The sequence below is a fragment of the Streptomyces sp. NPDC014889 genome (genome assembly GCF_043081205.1).
GTDB lineage: Bacteria > Actinomycetota > Actinomycetes > Streptomycetales > Streptomycetaceae > Streptomyces.
Genome location: NZ_JBIBWH010000007.1, coordinates 410726 through 426127 on the forward strand (window position 1 = coordinate 410726; position 15402 = coordinate 426127).

Annotated in this window: 10 protein-coding genes; 9 read left to right on the forward strand and 1 reads right to left on the reverse strand. The window is 74.8% G+C overall.

What is annotated here, in order from left to right; all coding sequences use genetic code 11:
- Positions 1–10: 10 nt before the first annotated feature.
- The 6 genes from ACF09J_RS16915 to ACF09J_RS16940 all read left to right on the forward strand — a co-directional run bounded on the left by ACF09J_RS16915 (position 11) and on the right by ACF09J_RS16940 (position 10776).
- Entirely contained in the window at positions 11–1138 is a 1128-nt protein-coding gene (locus ACF09J_RS16915) for a glycosyltransferase family 4 protein (protein WP_392306175.1), read from the forward strand.
- Positions 1135–2298, forward strand: coding sequence for a glycosyltransferase (locus tag ACF09J_RS16920; RefSeq protein ID WP_392306176.1), 1164 nt, complete (start codon positions 1135–1137; stop codon positions 2296–2298). Before ACF09J_RS16915 ends, ACF09J_RS16920 begins: the two co-directional genes overlap by 4 nt.
- Complete coding sequence (locus ACF09J_RS16925; protein WP_392306177.1) at positions 2295–3155, forward strand: SGNH/GDSL hydrolase family protein; 861 nt, start codon at positions 2295–2297, stop codon at positions 3153–3155. Before ACF09J_RS16920 ends, ACF09J_RS16925 begins: the two co-directional genes overlap by 4 nt.
- A gap of 375 nt (positions 3156–3530) precedes the next feature.
- Positions 3531–5057, forward strand: a complete 1527-nt coding sequence (locus tag ACF09J_RS16930; protein WP_392306178.1) for a hypothetical protein — start codon at positions 3531–3533, stop codon at positions 5055–5057.
- Between the two features lie 52 nt (positions 5058–5109).
- Positions 5110–5988: a hypothetical protein gene (locus ACF09J_RS16935; protein ID WP_392306179.1), complete on the forward strand. Its 879-nt coding sequence runs from the start codon at positions 5110–5112 to the stop codon at positions 5986–5988.
- Positions 5989–6075: 87 nt separating this feature from the next.
- Positions 6076–10776: a hypothetical protein gene (locus tag ACF09J_RS16940; RefSeq protein WP_392306180.1), complete on the forward strand. Its 4701-nt coding sequence runs from the start codon at positions 6076–6078 to the stop codon at positions 10774–10776.
- Positions 10777–10837: 61 nt separating this feature from the next.
- Here the strand turns inward: ACF09J_RS16940 and ACF09J_RS16945 are convergent, their stop codons facing one another.
- Positions 10838–11317: a hypothetical protein gene (locus tag ACF09J_RS16945; protein ID WP_392306181.1), complete on the reverse strand. Its 480-nt coding sequence runs from the start codon at positions 11315–11317 to the stop codon at positions 10838–10840.
- A 402-nt stretch (positions 11318–11719) separates the two neighbouring features.
- Here ACF09J_RS16945 and ACF09J_RS16950 point away from each other — a divergent pair, with 402 nt between their 5' ends.
- The 3 genes from ACF09J_RS16950 to ACF09J_RS16960 are packed head-to-tail and all read left to right on the forward strand — an operon-like array spanning position 11720 to position 15396.
- Complete coding sequence (locus ACF09J_RS16950; RefSeq protein WP_392306209.1) at positions 11720–14563, forward strand: nitrate- and nitrite sensing domain-containing protein; 2844 nt, start codon at positions 11720–11722, stop codon at positions 14561–14563.
- Complete coding sequence (locus ACF09J_RS16955; protein WP_392306182.1) at positions 14560–14985, forward strand: roadblock/LC7 domain-containing protein; 426 nt, start codon at positions 14560–14562, stop codon at positions 14983–14985. The genes ACF09J_RS16950 and ACF09J_RS16955 overlap by 4 nt, the downstream gene beginning before the upstream one ends.
- Positions 14986–15003: 18 nt before the next feature.
- Positions 15004–15396, forward strand: coding sequence for a DUF742 domain-containing protein (locus ACF09J_RS16960; RefSeq protein ID WP_392306183.1), 393 nt, complete (start codon positions 15004–15006; stop codon positions 15394–15396).
- The last annotated feature ends 6 nt before the right edge of the window (positions 15397–15402 follow it).

Genomic DNA, 15402 nt, shown 5'->3' on the forward strand with positions numbered 1-15402 from the left:
CAACACCGGTATGCGTGTCGTCATCATGACCGAATCCTTTCCCCCCGATGTGAACGGCGTGGCCCACTGCGCGCTCCAGACCGCTCGGCACCTCGTCGATCGCGGTCACGCCCCCCTCGTCGTGGCTCCCGCCACCGCCGCCTCGACCGGACCCGACGCCCCCGCGCCGTGCCCCGTCGTCCGCGTCCCCTCCCTTCCGCTCCCGGGCTACCCCCAGGTCCGCGTCGCGCTGCCCAGCCGGCGCGTCGCGGCGGCGCTCACCGAGCACCGCGCCGACCTCGTGCACCTGGCCGGGCCCTTCGTCCTCGGCGTCCGCGGCATGGCGGCCGCCACCCGGCTCGGCATCCCCGCCGTCGCCGTCTACCAGACCGACCTCGCCGGCTACGCCCGCACCTACATGGGCGCCGGCGAGGCGGCCGCCTGGCGGCGCATCCGCTCCGTCCACGCCGCCGCCGACCTCACCCTCGCCCCCTCCAGCGCCGCCCTGAACGACCTGAAGGCACACGGCGTGCCCCGGGTCAGACTGTGGGGCCGCGGAGTGGACACCGTCCGCTTCCGCCCCGAGCACCGCGACGAGGCACTGCGCCGCGAACTCGCCCCGAACGGCGAGCTGATCGTCGGCTACGTCGGCCGGCTCGCCCCCGAGAAGCAGGTCGAACTGCTCGCCGGCGTCTGCGGGATGAACGGCGTGCGGGTCGTCGTGGTCGGCGACGGGCCCAGCCGGCCGCAACTGACCGAGGCCCTGCCGGGCGCCGTATTCCTGGGCCGCCGCACCGGCGACGACCTCGCCCGCATCTTCGCCTCGCTGGACGTCTTCGTGCACACCGGGCCCTTCGAGACGTTCTGCCAGACCGTGCAGGAGGCCATGGCCTCCGGGGTGCCCGTCGTCGCGCCCTCCGCGGGCGGCCCGCTCGACCTGGTCGACCACGGTCGCACCGGGTTCCTCGTCCCACCGCGCGACGCGGCCGCCGTACGCGCCGCCGTGTGGGCGCTGGCCGCGGACCCGGCGTTGCGGGCGTCGTTCGCGGCGGCCGGCCGCACCGCGGTCGAGGGGCGGAGCTGGGCGGCGATCGGCGACCAGCTCATCGGCCACTACGAGGACGTGCTCGCCGCGCGGCGGACGGCGGTGGCGGCATGACCACCACGCCGCTCACCCTCGTACGGCTGGCGAACTTCGTCGCACCCACGTCCGGCGGACTGCGCACCGCCCTGCGCGAACTCGGCAAGGGCTACCAGGCGGCCGGCCACGAACCGGTGCTGATCGTCCCCGGCGACCGCCACACCGACCAGGAGACCGAACAGGGCCGCCTGATCACCCTGCCAGGACCGTTGCTGCCCGGCACCGGCGGCTACCGCGTCCTCACCGACAAGCGGCGCGTGGCCGCCCTCCTGGAGGAACTCGCACCGGACCGCCTCGAGGTCTCCGACCGCACGACGCTGCGGTGGACCGGCAAGTGGGCCAGGCGCGCCCGGGTCCCCGCCGTGATGGTCTCCCACGAGACCGCCGACGGCGTGCTGCGCACCTGGGGTGTGCCGCAGGCACTGTCCCTGCGGGCCGCCGACACCCTCAACGTCCGTACCGCGCACACCTACGCGCGCGTGGTGTGCACCACCGAGTTCGCCGAGCGCGAGTTCGTGCGCGTCGGCGCGCGCAACGTCGTACGCGCGCCGCTGGGCGTCGACCTGGTGGAACGGCATCCCGCACTGCGGGAGGCCGCACTGCGCGCCCGGTACGCGCGCGACGACGAGGCGCTGCTGGTGATGTGCTCCCGGCTGTCCGTGGAGAAGCGGCCCGGCAACGCCCTGGACGCCCTGGAGGCGCTGCTGCGGCGCGGACGGCGGGCGGTGCTGGTGGTGGCCGGGGACGGTCCGCTGCGGGCGCGCCTGGAGCAGCGGGCCCGTGAGCGGGCGCTGCCGGTCACGTTCCTCGGACATGTCCGCGACCGCGGCGGGCTCGCCACGCTCCAGGCCTCCGCCGACGTGTGCCTGGCGCCCGGGCCGGCCGAGACCTTCGGACTCGCCGCGCTGGAGGCGATGGCCTGCGGCACCCCCGTGGTGGCCAGCGCCTCCTCCGCGCTGCCGGAGGTGATCGGCTCGGCCGGCGACAGCGCGGCGGACCACGGCGAGGCGTTCGCCGACGCCGTGGAGGGCCTGCTGGCACGCCCGGAGCGGGAGCGGCGCGAGGCGGCACGCGCGCGTGCGGAGTGCTTCGGGTGGACCGCCTCCGTGGACGCGTTCCTCGCCGCGCACGACGTCCCCGCACCCGTACGGCGCGCGCAGCCGGAGGGCGTGGCATGAGGTCCGTGCGCTTCGTCGCGCTCGGCGACTCGCTGACCGAGGGCGTCGGCGATCCCACGGGCGACGGATGGCGCGGCTGGGCGGCCCTGCTCGCCGGCGGCCTCGCCGAGAAGCCCGCGGCCGTGGAGTTCACCAACCTCGCGGTCAGCGGGGCGCAGACCCGCGACGTCCTGGAACGGCAGACCCCGGCCGGCCTGGACCTGCGCCCGGACGTCGTGTCGGTCGTCGTCGGCGTCAACGACACACTGCGCCGCACCTTCGACATCCACGCCGTGGCCGCCCGCCTCGACCAGGTCTGCACGGCCTTCACACGCCGGGGCGCGGTCCTGCTGACGGCCTGTCTGCCCGACCCCGGCGCGATGCTCGGCCTGCCCGGCGCGCTGGCCCGCCCGCTGGCCCGGCGCCAGCGGGCGGTCAACACGGTGGTGCACGCCCTGTCGGAGCGGTACGGCGCCGTGCACCTGCACGCAGACGAGGGCCAGTGGCTGACCGACCGCGCGATGTGGAGCGCGGACCGGCTGCACCCGGGGGAGCGCGGGCACCGCCAACTCGCCGTCCGCTTCCACGCGTTGCTCGCGGAGGCGGGCGTGGCGAGCGGGCCCGCGCCCTCGCCCGAGCCGGAGTTCCCCGCCCCCACCAGGTCGGCGAGCCTGTGGTGGCTGGCCACGGCGGGCACCGGCTGGGTGGCCCGCCGCTGCACCGACCTGCTCCCGCAACTCCTCATCCTGGCCGCCGACGAACTCCGCCACCGGGCCCGAGGCACAAGCGCCCGCCTCGACCTGCGCTCGTCGGCATCGGTGTCGGCGGCACTGGCGGCGCTGTCGGTACCGGAGAGGTCCGAGCCGGAAGTGGCGTGAGCCTGCCTGAGCTCGAAGTGGCCCGAGGCTGAAAGGGGCCGGAGTCCGGGGCGGCCGGAGCCCGGATCGGCCCGAGTCCGAGTGGCCGAAACGCACAGCGTCCTGTGCCCGAAGCACCCGGAATCCGGAGCGGCCCGAGCCGGGGACGGTACGGCGGCCGTCGAATGCGCCGACTGGTCCCCCGCGGGCCGAGGCAGGAGCCGAGCGCCTCGTCGCGGGCGACCCGACGCGGCCGAGGGCAGCCCACGGGGTCGTGTCCCAGCCACGACCGGCTGATGTTCCGGGCCCGACCGGGAGCGGTCGCGAAGACGCACGGCGGCGGCCTCCTCCGTGCCGTTTGGGTCATTGTCGGACCAAGGACCTAATCTGTGCACCGTGACTTCGCCTGCATCGACGGACAGCGTTCCGCCCCAGCTCAGCGCGGGGCCGCGCCCTGCACCGGGGCCTGCCGCCGACGAGGGGCTGGCGCGGCGGCTGCGCGCGCTCGCCTGCACCGCGCCGCTGCACGACCTGGACGCCCGCAAGGCCAACCTCGCCGGCGAGTACTCGGTGTACGGCATGTCGGAGGTCGCGCTCGCCGCCATCGACCTCGTCACCCTCAACATGGACTTCGACACCGGCGCCGACCACGACCAGGTCGTGGCCCGGCTCGTCCCGCGCGTCGCCGCGCAGGCCCCGCGGCGCCCCGCGGGTGAGCACGAGCGCGTGGCCCGCTGGGTCCTGGAGAACCTGATCAACGTCGGCAGCGTCGACCGCGGCTTCCGCGCGGTGTACGGCACCTTCGCACCGGACGGCACGTATGTGCGCCGCGACTACGACTTCAAGCTGATCGAGGAGGTCCCCGGCCCCGGCGGCAGCGTCTACCTGCGCACGACGGACGAGGCGGTCAACGTCCTCGTCGGCGCCCTCGACACCGACGTCACCAGCGCCCAGATCGCCGCCGAGGTCAAGCTGGAGGTGCTGATCAGCCGCGGCCGCCTCGCGGACGCCCAGCTCGCCGCGGAACAGGCCCGCTACCGGACCGTGCAGTACTCGGAGACGCTGCGCAGGGCCCTGGAGGCGACCCGGCGCAACGTCCGGGCGGTGGACTGGCTCAGTGCCGTCCCCGACATGATCGCCGAGGCCCTGGACCACGTCGCCGACCGCTACCGGCACGAGAACGCGATCCTGACCAACATCCGCAAGGCGCGCGACGAGTCGGAGGACCCCGAGCACAAGCGGCGCGCCGCCGAGCTGGTGGACATCGTCAAGGACTGCATCCGCAGGCACACCCAGCTCCAGTCCCGGCTCCTCGAGGCCGGCCCCCTGTTCCGTGCCGAGCAGGACCGGCAGGCCTTCGCCACCCCCCTGACCACCTCCGGGACCGACCTCTACGGCCATCTGCTCGCGCCCACCCTCCCGCTGCCCCTGGAGCAGGCGATCCGGGTCACGGACGCCTTCTTCGCGCGAGGCACCGGGCTGCGCACGCCGGTGTCCGTCCGCGTCGCGGACCTCGTGGACATCCTGCTGACGCCGCCCGTCGAGCGGGAGCACCTGGGCGCCGAGATGCCCGAGCCCGACCTGATCGCCACCCCCGACGACAGCCGGTTCAGCGAGGAGCAGCTCGCGGCCGCCATGGAACTCCTCGACCTGCCGGCCGACGCCCCGCGGCGGCTGTCGGGCCTGCTCGCCGAGGCCCGCGACAAGGACCCCGACCTGCCGTACCTGGTCGCCCTGCTGGCCGTCCACGCGGCCAGCCCCCCGGTCGGCACCGCCTATCGTCAGGGCGAGGAGAAGCTGCTGTTCGCCGTGGACGACGGGACCGAACTGGACGATCAGGAGTTCGGCGGCGCCGACCTCATCGTCGGCACGGCACTGCTGGACGCGGCGGGCATGGCGGCCGACCGGACGGAGGCGGCGTGAGCCCCGCCGGCAACCGTACGCACGAGCGACACCCCAGCAAGGAGCCCCAACCGTGACCGAGCACGTCGACCGGAGTGAGCCGGAAGCCGCAGGCGCGCCCACGGCGGTCGCCGTCACACCCGCCGACGCCGCCGACGCGGCCCGGCTCGTCGCCTTCGGGCTCCAGCCCAAGCTGCAGCCCGCCCGCGACCAGGAGTACGCGGACCTGCTGCGCCGCCACCGCGAGGACCAGGCGTTCGCACGGCTCGCGGACGCCGTGGCCGCCGGACTCGGTCTTGTCGTGCTGGAGGTGTCCCCGCGCGCCGGGATGGCGGTCACCGCCGCCGAGGACTCGGTGTTCGCCGTCCGCATGAGCGACTACGCGCGCCGCACGGCCGCCGACTCGGGCGACCGCTTCCTGCACGGGCTGGCCCACCTCGCGGTGGCCGCGCTGGCGTTCCCGCGTCCCGAGGACCTCGCCGACGACAGCTACATCGGGCGCGTCACCGTCAACGGCGTCGACGCCTTCGTCCGCCAGGCCTGCCGCCGCCTGGAGGAACGCGCCGAGCAGCGGGGCGAGAACACCGACCCGGCCACCGACGCGCCCGGCCTCGAGACCGCCTGGCGGATCTGGGCCAGACGCAGCGCGACCGGCGCGACCAAGGACGCGCGCCGGCCGGCCGCCTCGACCACGGGCATCGTGGCCAAGGCCCTGGCGTTCCTGACCGACTCCGGGTTCCTCCAGCGCACCGGCGACGAGAGCGGCGGCACGTACCGCACGACGGCCCGCTACCAACTCCAGGTGCGCGACATGGCGGGCAGCGCCGCCCTGGCCGAACTCCTCGAACTGGGCATAGTCCCGGTGACCGGCGGCACCCCGAGCCTGCTGCCCGCCGAGGACACCGACGACCTGGACCTGGTGGCCGACGCGGGGCTGCCGTTCCACTCCTGAGGCCCGAGGCGCCGCCGCCTTCCGCCACTCCCCGTCCGAACGAAGCCCGCCACCCCCCAACTGCAAGAAGACTGACGAGAGTCCGCCATGTACGAGCTGTCCCGGGTCCGCCTCTACTCCATCGGGCCCGCCGGTGCGCGCTACGCCGACACCGTGCTTGACCTGCGGGGGGTGGGCGAGCCGGTGCCCGACCCCGCGCCCATCCAGGCGGAGTTCTTCGAGGACGAGCCGGTCGGCCCGCCGCGCCGGCCCGCCCCCGCCGGTGTGCTGTTCCTGGAGAACGGCGGCGGCAAGTCCGTCCTGCTCAAGCTGATCTTCTCGGTGATGCTGCCCGGCCACCGCAACACCCTCGGCGGCGCCAGCTCCGGCGTGCTGCGCAAGTTCCTGCTCGCCGACGACTGCGGGCACGTGGCGCTGGAGTGGCAGCACGTGCAGACCGGCGAGTGCGTGGTCGTCGGCAAGGTCAGCGAGTGGCGCGGGCGCCAAGTCTCCAACGACCCGCGGAAGTTCGCCGAGGCCTGGTACTCCTTCCGGCCCGGGCCCGGACTCACCCTGGACAACCTCCCGGTCGCCGAGGCCACGTCCGTACGGCCGTCCGCCGAGGGCCAGTCGGGCGCGCGGGGCCGCCGCCGCACCATGAAGGGCTTCCGGGACGCCATCACCGAGGCGGGAAAGACCTACCCGCACCTGGAGATCCATTTCGAGGAGATCCACGAACGCTGGACCGAGCACCTGGGCGACCTCGGCCTCGACCCTGAACTCTTCCGCTACCAGCGGGAGATGAACGCCGACGAGGGCGAGGCGGCCGGCCTGTTCGCGGTGAAGAAGGACTCCGACTTCACCGACCTGCTGCTGCGCGCGGTCACCGACACCCGCGACACCGACGGACTCGCCGACCTGGTCAGCGGGTTCGGCAACAAGCTGGGCCGGCGCGCCGAGCTGATCGCCGAACGGGACTTCACCGCAGGCTCGGTCGACCTGCTGGGCCGGATCGTCGAGGCCGCCGAGGCCCGCACACGCGCGCGTGACATCCATGCCGCGGCCGAGCGGCGCACCCGGACCCTGGCACGCCGGCTGTCCGCCCGGGCGGTGCGTGAGCGGATCCGGGCCGCCGACCTCGCCCAGCGCGTGACGGCCGCCGCCTACGCCGTCACCCACTCCGAGGGCGCCCGCGAGCGCAGCGCCCTCATCGCCGCCGAACTCGCCTACCGGCACGCCTCACTGGCCCTCGCCGCCGCCGAGAAGTCCGCGGCCGCGCAGAAGCGGGAGCTCGCCGACGCGCGCACCCTGTACTCGGCGTGGCAGGCCGCCGAAACGGTGCTGCGCCACCGTGCCGCCGCCGACCGCGTGGCCCGTGTCTCCGCCGCGATCCAGGAGGCCGAGCGGGACGCGGCCCCGGCGCTGGCCGCGCGCGCCAAGGCCGCCACCGACCTCGTACGGGCCCTGCACTCGGCCGCCGGAAGCGCCGAGACCCTCGCCAACGAGGAGGAGGAGCGCTCCGCACAGCTCCAGGAGGTCAGCGAGTCCGCCTACCGGGACCAGACCGCCGCCGCGACCGAGGCGCAGCGCGCCCGCAGCGAGGCCGGGCACCTGCGCCAGCGCCTCGCCGAGGTCGAGCAGGAGACCGCCGAGGCGGTCCGCGCGGGCTGGCTGGACGACAGCGCCCCGGACGCCGACCCGGCCCGTGCGGCCCTGGCCGCGAGCGACGCGGAGAAGACCGCCGTCGCCGCCTGGGACCAGGTCCGCGAGGCCGCCCGGAAGGCCACGGAACACGCGCGCGAGGCCGCCTCGGCCGAATCCCGCGCGGAACTCACCGCGGCCCGCGCGGCCGACGCGGCGACGGCGGCCCGGCGCGCCCACGAGACCGAACGCCGTATCGCGGAGGCGCTGGCGTCCGAGGGACGGCTTGCGGAACTGCTGAGCCTGCCGGGCGCGACCGCGCGGGCAGGAGTGCCGGCGCCCCGGACCGGACCGGACACCACGGCCGCCACGGCGCCGGGCGCCGAGACGGCCCACCGCACCGCAGAGGCGCCGTACGGCGCCGGGCAGGACGCCGCGGTGGCGGACCCGGACCGGTCCGAGGGCGGGCTCACCCCGGAGGACCTGGACCGCTTCGCCGACGAGCTGCGCGAACTGCTCGACGACGCCGTCTCCTCCGCCGAGCGGCACCTGTTCGAACTGCGCACCGCCGCCGCCGACGACTCCCGGATCCTTGGCGCGCTCGGCGACGGCGGGCTGCTGCCGCCGGGCCCGGACGTCCTGGCCACCGTGGAGTTCCTCGGCGAGCACGGCATCCCCGCGCTGCCCGGCTGGCGCTACCTCGCCCAGTCCGTCGACCCCGCCGACCACGCGCGCGTACTGGCGGCCCGGCCCGAACTGGTCGACGGCGTGATCATCACCGACCCGGACACGCACGCGCGTGCCCGCGCGGCCCTCGCGGACGCGGCCCTGCTGCCCCGTTCCACCGTGGCCGTCGGCACCGCGGCCGCGCTGCTCGCCCCCACCCCCGCCGACGGCGCGCCCGAGGGAGACGTCTTCCTCGTCCCGCCGAACCCGGCCATGCACGACGAGCTCGCCGCCGACGAGGAACGGCAGGCGCTGCGCGCACGGGCCACCGAGCGGGACGAGGAGATCCGCCGGCTCGCCGCCCGGCTCGGCAAGGACCGGGAGCTGGCCGCGCGGCTCGCCTCCTGGCGCGCCGGCTGCCCCGCCGGGCGGCTGCTGGAGCTGGCACAGGCCGCGCAGGACACGCGTTCGTTCGCCGAGGAGGCCGAGGCCGAGCTGGCGGAGGCGCGCAGCCTGCGGGCGGAGGCCGACGAGTCCGCCGCCGAGGCCGCCCAGGAGCGTGACGAACGGCAGGAGGCCGCCCAGAGGGCACGGCGCGCCGCCGACGCCCTCGCCGGGCTCGCGTTCCGGCTGCGCGAGCGGGCCGGGTGGCAGGCCCGGCTGCGGGAACTCGCCGACGAGGCCGTCGAGTCCGAGGCCCGCGCCCAGGCCTGCCTGGAACGCGCCCGCGCCGCCGACGAGGACCGGCGCGCCGCGCAGCGCGCCGCCGACGACACCCGCCGCACCGCACGGGCGCTGCGCGCCGAGCGCTCCGAGATCGCCGGCGCCCCCGACGACGTCCCGGAGAGCGACGGGGATGCGCCCAAGGTGTCCCTGCCCGCCCTGCGCGAGGCCTACCGTGCCGCCTCCCAGCTGTACGAGAAGGTCGGTGTCGGCGCGGACCTGCGGGCCGAGCAGGCCCGGGCGGAGAGCGACGAGAGCGCCGCCCGCGCCGAACTCGACCGGCTCAGCAACAAGGTCCGCACCCGCGCCGAACAGCTCCTTGAGTCGCCCGAGGGCTCCGACGGGCCGTCCCGGCAGGCCGCCGCCGCCCGCGCCGAGGAGCTCGTGCAGCTCCTGGAGACCCGGATGTCCTCCGCGAGCGAACAGCTCGGCCGGCTGCGCGGCGAGGCCGAGCGGCACGCGCCCGACGACGGCGAGGCGCACACCGAACTCCCCGGGGAACTGCTCCCGCGCGACGCCGAGCACGCACAGGCCCTGCTGCGCACCGCCACCGCCGAACTCGCCTCCCGGACCGAGGCGCTGGCCCAGGCCCGCGACGCGCACGCCGGACTGCTGGAGGCCCACCGTGCCGCCGAGGACGCGGCCGGCGGCTTCGACGAGATCGCCGGCATGCTGCGCGACCTGCTGCGCGAGCAGGCGGGTGACGAGGAGCAGGAGGAACCCGAGCCGTACCCGGGCAGCCCGGAGGGTGCCCGGCAGGCGGCCGCGGAGGCCCGCAGGTCACTGCGCGGCTGCGCCGCCGACCTGTCCGCCGCGGAGTCCGCCGTCCGCGAGGCGAGCGACGTCCTCGTCCGGCACGCCAACTCCACCCGCTACGAGCAGGTGCGCACTCCCGCCCGGCAGCAGATCCGCGAACTGCCCGCCTCCGCCCTGCCCGAGCACGCCCAGAAGTGGGCGGAGGCCTTCGCGCCCCGGCTCCGGGTGCTCACCGACGAGCTGGCCCAACTGGAACGCAACCGGGACTCGATCGTGGACCGGCTGCGCGGACTGGTCGAGTCGGCGCTCGCCACGCTCAGGTCGGCGCAGCGACTGTCCCGCCTCCCGGAAGGCCTCGGCGAGTGGTCCGGGCAGGAGTTCCTGCGCATCCGCTTCGACGAGCCCGACCAGGCCACGCTCACCGAGCGGCTCGGCGAGGTCGTCGACGACGCGACCCGCGCCGCCGTGAAGAAGAACTCCGACCTGCGGCGCGACGGCATGTCCCTGCTGCTGCGCGGGGTCGGCGCGGCGCTCCAGCCCAAGGGCGTCGCCGTAGAGATCCTCAAGCCGGACGCCGTACTGCGCGCCGAGCGGGTCCCCGTCGGGCAGATGGGCGACGTGTTCTCCGGCGGCCAGCTGCTCACCGCGGCCATCGCCCTGTACTGCACGATGGCCGCCCTGAGGTCGAACGACCGCGGCCGGGACAAGCACCGCCACGCCGGCACGCTCTTCCTGGACAACCCGATCGGCCGCGCCAACGCCACCTACCTGCTGGAGCTCCAGCGTGCCGTCTCCGACGCCCTCGGGGTGCAGCTCCTGTACACCACCGGCCTGTTCGACACGACGGCGCTCGCCGAGTTCCCTCTGGTCATCCGGCTGCGCAACGACGCCGACCTCAGGGCAGGACTGAAGTACATCAGCGTGGAGGAGCACCTGAGGCCGGGGCTGCCGCAGCAGGCTCCGGCGGGGGAGGCGGTGCACAGCGAGATCACGGCGACCCGGATGTTCAAGCGCCCGGCCTGAGGCCCGGTCGGGCCGGCCCGGGCCGCTCGACCGGCCGCCGCCCGTCGGCGGCCGGTCAGCCCTACGGGTGCGACAGCCGCCCCGCGCCGCCCCGGCCGCGCATCCGCTTTCGCGCCCGCTCGGCGGCCCGCGCCTCCCGCCGTGCCTGGCGTCGCTCGCGCCGCAGGGCCCGCGCGGTGCTGCTCGGCGCCGACACCACGCCGTTGCGCTGGTTCCACACCTGGCGGGTCACCCACACGTCGAGCGCCGCCCAGGTGGCCACCACCGTGCTGGCCACGCTGCTCAGGACCATCGGAAACGCCAGCCAGGACCCGGACACACTGAACAGGAACGCCACCACCGCCTGTATCAGCGTCACGGAGACGATCAGCACCGCCCGCACGGCGGCCGTACGCACCGGATCGGGCAGCCTCCGCCGCCGCGCGGGCTCCTCGACCCACAACGGCTTGCAGGACGGCTGCTCCGAACGCCCGCCCGTGTGCGACGAAGGCCCGTCCACGGGCGGTCGCTCCGCTGTCCCCATCACTGTGTCCCTCCCCACCGCCGGCAGACCACTCACTCCGGTGCCCGAAAGTTCGGCTTCCCAGTGGCTGCCCGGCTTGCGCTGTTTTACGCGGTCCGGACGCACACTGCGCGTGCTGTGGCCGATTCCGCCCCCATCTCCCGTGGACAAGGACGAACGAGACGTCACGAAGATTCCCGGCCGACGAAAAAAATCGGTCAACCGGCCAGGCCGGGCGCCCCGTTGCGGTACCCCGTCGTCCCGGTCCCGCGGACCGGCATCTCCCGCAATGCCCCGACAACTCGCCCGTACCCGGCGCCAATGCGGAAGAACAGGCTCCGGACAGCTCTTCGAGTTGACTGCATGTCGGTAGTAGGCTCGCGCCGTTTGTTGACGCACATGTGTACCCCCGGGCCCTTGGGGGACGAGCTGGGGGAGGCCATGCGCTTTCGCGGGAAGTCCATCCGCCGGAAGATCGTGGCGCTGCTTCTCGTGCCGCTGCTCTCGCTCACGGCGATCTGGGCCTTCGCCACACTGATCACCGGACGGCACGTGACCCAGCTGTTCAACGCGTCCAACGTGGTGGGGAAGGTCGCCTACCCCACCGAGGACGCCGTGCGGGCCGTGCAGCAGGAACGCCGCCAGACCCTCGTCCACCTCGCCGACCCGCGCGCCTCCGACAGCCTCACCGCACTGCGCCGCAGCAGGAGTGCCACCGACGAGGCCATCGCCAAGATCCGCGGGACCGCGAAGGACCCCGACGTCCGCGAAGCGCTCGGCCCGGACGGCACCGGACGTCTGAGCGTCGCCCTGGACGCCCTCGACGGCATCGACTCCCTGCGCCGCAGCGTCGAGGACCGCGCCGTCGGACGCGCCCAGGCACTCGACCTCTACAACCGGCTCGTCGACCCTTGCTACGCCCTGCTCGCCAACCTCCACGTCGTCGACGACGCCGACCTGGCCAAGCAGTACCGCGCCCTGGTCGGTCTCGCCCAGGCCCGCGAACTCCTCTCCCGCGAGGACGCGTTGCTCGGCTCCTCGCTGATCGTCGGCCATCTCACCCGCGCCGAGACCCGCGGTGTCTCCGACCTGGTCGCCCAGCGCTCCCTGCTCTACGAGGTCGAACTGCCCCTGCTGCCCTCCTCCGAGCGCGGCCGCTACGACCGCTTCTGGCAGAACGCCTCCTCCGCACCGGTGCGGACCGCCGAACAGGCCGCCGTCTCCAGCACGTCCGGCATACCGCGGGCGGTGACCGTGCAGAGCTGGGACACCGCGGCCGGAGACGTCCTCGACGAGCTGGGCACCCTCAACGACGACGCCAACGACCGATTCCAGGACCGCGTCCGCCCGGTCGCCATGAATGTCATCCTCGAAGCGGCCGTCGCGGGCGTCCTCGGCCTGATCGCCGTGCTGGTCTCACTCGTCCTTTCCGTGCGCGTCGGCCGCAGCCTGATCCGCGACCTCGGGCAACTGCGCCTGGAGGCCCACGAGGCCTCCGGCGTCCGGCTGCCCAGCGTGATGCGCCGCCTGTCGGCCGGCGAACAGGTAGACATCGAGACCGAGGTCCCGCGCCTGGAGTACGACAGGAACGAGATCGGCGAGGTCGGCCAGGCCCTCAACACCCTCCAGCGGGCCGCCGTCGAGGCCGCCGTCAAGCAGGCCGATCTCCGCGCCGGTGTCTCCGAGGTCTTCGTCAACCTCGCCCGCCGCAGCCAGGTCCTGCTGCACAAGCAGCTCACCCTCCTCGACGCGATGGAACGTCGCACCGAGGACACCGACGAACTCGCCGACCTGTTCCGGCTCGACCACCTGACCACCCGGATGCGACGGCACGCCGAAGGCCTGGTGATCCTCTCCGGCGCCGCCCCGTCCCGGCAGTGGCGCAAGCCCGTCCAGCTGATGGACATCGTGCGCGCCGCCGTCGCCGAGGTCGAGGACTACGAACGCATCGAGGTCCGGCGGCTGCCGCGCACCGCCGTCATCGGCCCCGCCGTCGCCGACCTCACCCATCTCGTGGCCGAACTCCTGGAGAACGCCACGGTGTTCTCGCCGCCGCACACCGCGGTCCAGGTCATCGGCGAACGCGTCGCCAACGGCTTCACCCTGGAGATCCACGACCGGGGCCTCGGCATGGCCGCCGAGGCGCTGCTCGACGCCAACCTCCGGCTCGCCGAGACACCCGAGTTCGAGCTCTCCGACACCGACCGGCTCGGGCTGTTCGTGGTCAGCCGGCTCGCCCAGCGGCAGAACGTCCGGGTCTCGCTCCAGCCGTCCCCATACGGCGGCACCACCGCCGTCGTGCTCATCCCCGACGCGCTGCTGACGGACGACGTCCCGGACACCAACGGCGTCGGCTTCCGTCTCGACCGGCCCGCAGGGAAGGCCGACCGCGAGCCGGGCCGCGGGACCGCTCTCGCCCAGGCACCCGTGCGGCTGCCCGGACTGCCCGCCTCCGTCCTGGACGGGCCGGTGGAGCTCGAGGCCCCCGTCGACCTGGACGCCATCGAGGACTTCCCGGACGTCCTCGACGAGGAAGCCGGCGAACGCGGCGGACTGTTCGGACCGCGCCCCTCCCCGGCACGGGAGACGGCACAGGAGGTGCTGCCCCGCAGCCTCGCCGAGCACCGGCAGAGCACGAGCCGGCGCGGCACGCCGCAGGAGACCGGCGAGGAGGACACCCCGGGGCGCCCGGTCCCGCTGCCCCGGCGCCGCACGCCCAAGCTGGTCAGCTCCCACGGACGCCCGGTCACCGAGCAGAGATCCCGGCGCGCGACGGCCGACGCCGGTGACGCGGCGGGCCCCGACCGCCCGGAGCGCGAACCGGCGACCCCGCTGCCGGTCCGCCGTCGCGACGAGGCCCCGCAGGGACCGGCCCGAGCCGGCGGCCGCGGGGACCGCGGAGGCGCCGAGGAGTCCCCGGCCACGAGCCAGGGGCCGCGGCAGGCTCCGGCCCTGCCGCGGCGCACGGTCCGCCCCGCGCTTGCCGCCGGCGGGCCGGACGGCGAGGGGCACGACCCGGCAGAGTCACCCGGCGGCCCGGAACCCGACGCGGGTCCGCTGCCCCGGCGGGTACGGCAGGCCAGTCTCGCCCCGCAACTGAAACAGAGCCCCGGCCGGCCCGCCGAGGACGGCCCCGACCCCGTCGAACGCGACGCCGACGAGGTACGCAGCCGGATGGCCTCGCTCCAGCGCGGCTGGCAGCGCGGCCGCGAGGAGAACGCCGCGGGGGACCGAACCCCGCACGGCAGCACAGCACAGGGAACGACAAAGGGGGACGGTCGATGACCGCACCGAAGGCGACCGGCCACACCGCGACGGACAAGGTGGAGCTGAACTGGCTCCTCGACGAACTCGTGGACAAGGTCGCGAGCATCCGCAAGGCCATCGTCCTGTCCCGGGACGGACTGGCCACCGGCGTGTCCAAGGACCTGACCCGGGAGGACAGCGAGCACCTGGCCGCCGTCGCCTCCGGCTTCCACAGCCTCGCCAAGGGCGTGGGCCGGCACTTCGACGCGGGCGGCGTCCGGCAGACGGTCGTCGAGCTCGACGACGCCTTCCTGTTCGTGACCGCGGCCGGCGACGGCAGCTGCCTCGCCGTCCTGTCGGACGCCGATTCCGACGTCGGCCAGGTGGCCTACGAGATGACCCTGCTCGTCAAGCGGGTCGGTGCGCATCTGGGTGCCGCTCCACGCACCGATGCGCCCTGAGGCGGGTAGTGGGATGACATGAGCGGAGACGGTCAGGCACGAAGCCACTGGTTCGACGACGAGGCCGGACCGGTGGTCCGCCCGTACGCCATGACGCGGGGCCGCACCAGCCACGCGGCCCAGCACCGCCTCGACCTGATCGCGGTGGTCGTCACGGAGCCGCATGTGGACGACCCGGAGGCGGACGTCACGCTGTCGCCGGAACACGTGGACATCGTCGAGCTGTGCCGGTCCCCGCAGTCGGTCGCCGAACTCGCCGCGGAGCTCGATCTGCCCCTCGGCGTGGTGCGCGTGCTCGTCGGCGACCTCGTGGACGAGGAGTACGTCCACGTGACACGTCCGGTGCCGCCCGCGGAACTGCCCGACGAGAGCATCCTGCGGGACGTGATCAACGGCCTGCGGGCGCTGTGAGCTACA

Coding starts and splice junctions, on each gene's coding strand:
- ACF09J_RS16950 (WP_392306209.1), top strand. CDS start 11,720: ATGCGCTTTCGCGGGAAGTCCATCCGCCGGAAGATCGTGGCGCTGCTT.
- ACF09J_RS16925 (WP_392306177.1), top strand. CDS start 2,295: ATGAGGTCCGTGCGCTTCGTCGCGCTCGGCGACTCGCTGACCGAGGGC.
- ACF09J_RS16920 (WP_392306176.1), top strand. CDS start 1,135: ATGACCACCACGCCGCTCACCCTCGTACGGCTGGCGAACTTCGTCGCA.
- ACF09J_RS16915 (WP_392306175.1), top strand. CDS start 11: ATGCGTGTCGTCATCATGACCGAATCCTTTCCCCCCGATGTGAACGGC.
- ACF09J_RS16940 (WP_392306180.1), top strand. CDS start 6,076: ATGTACGAGCTGTCCCGGGTCCGCCTCTACTCCATCGGGCCCGCCGGT.
- ACF09J_RS16955 (WP_392306182.1), top strand. CDS start 14,560: ATGACCGCACCGAAGGCGACCGGCCACACCGCGACGGACAAGGTGGAG.
- ACF09J_RS16960 (WP_392306183.1), top strand. CDS start 15,004: ATGAGCGGAGACGGTCAGGCACGAAGCCACTGGTTCGACGACGAGGCC.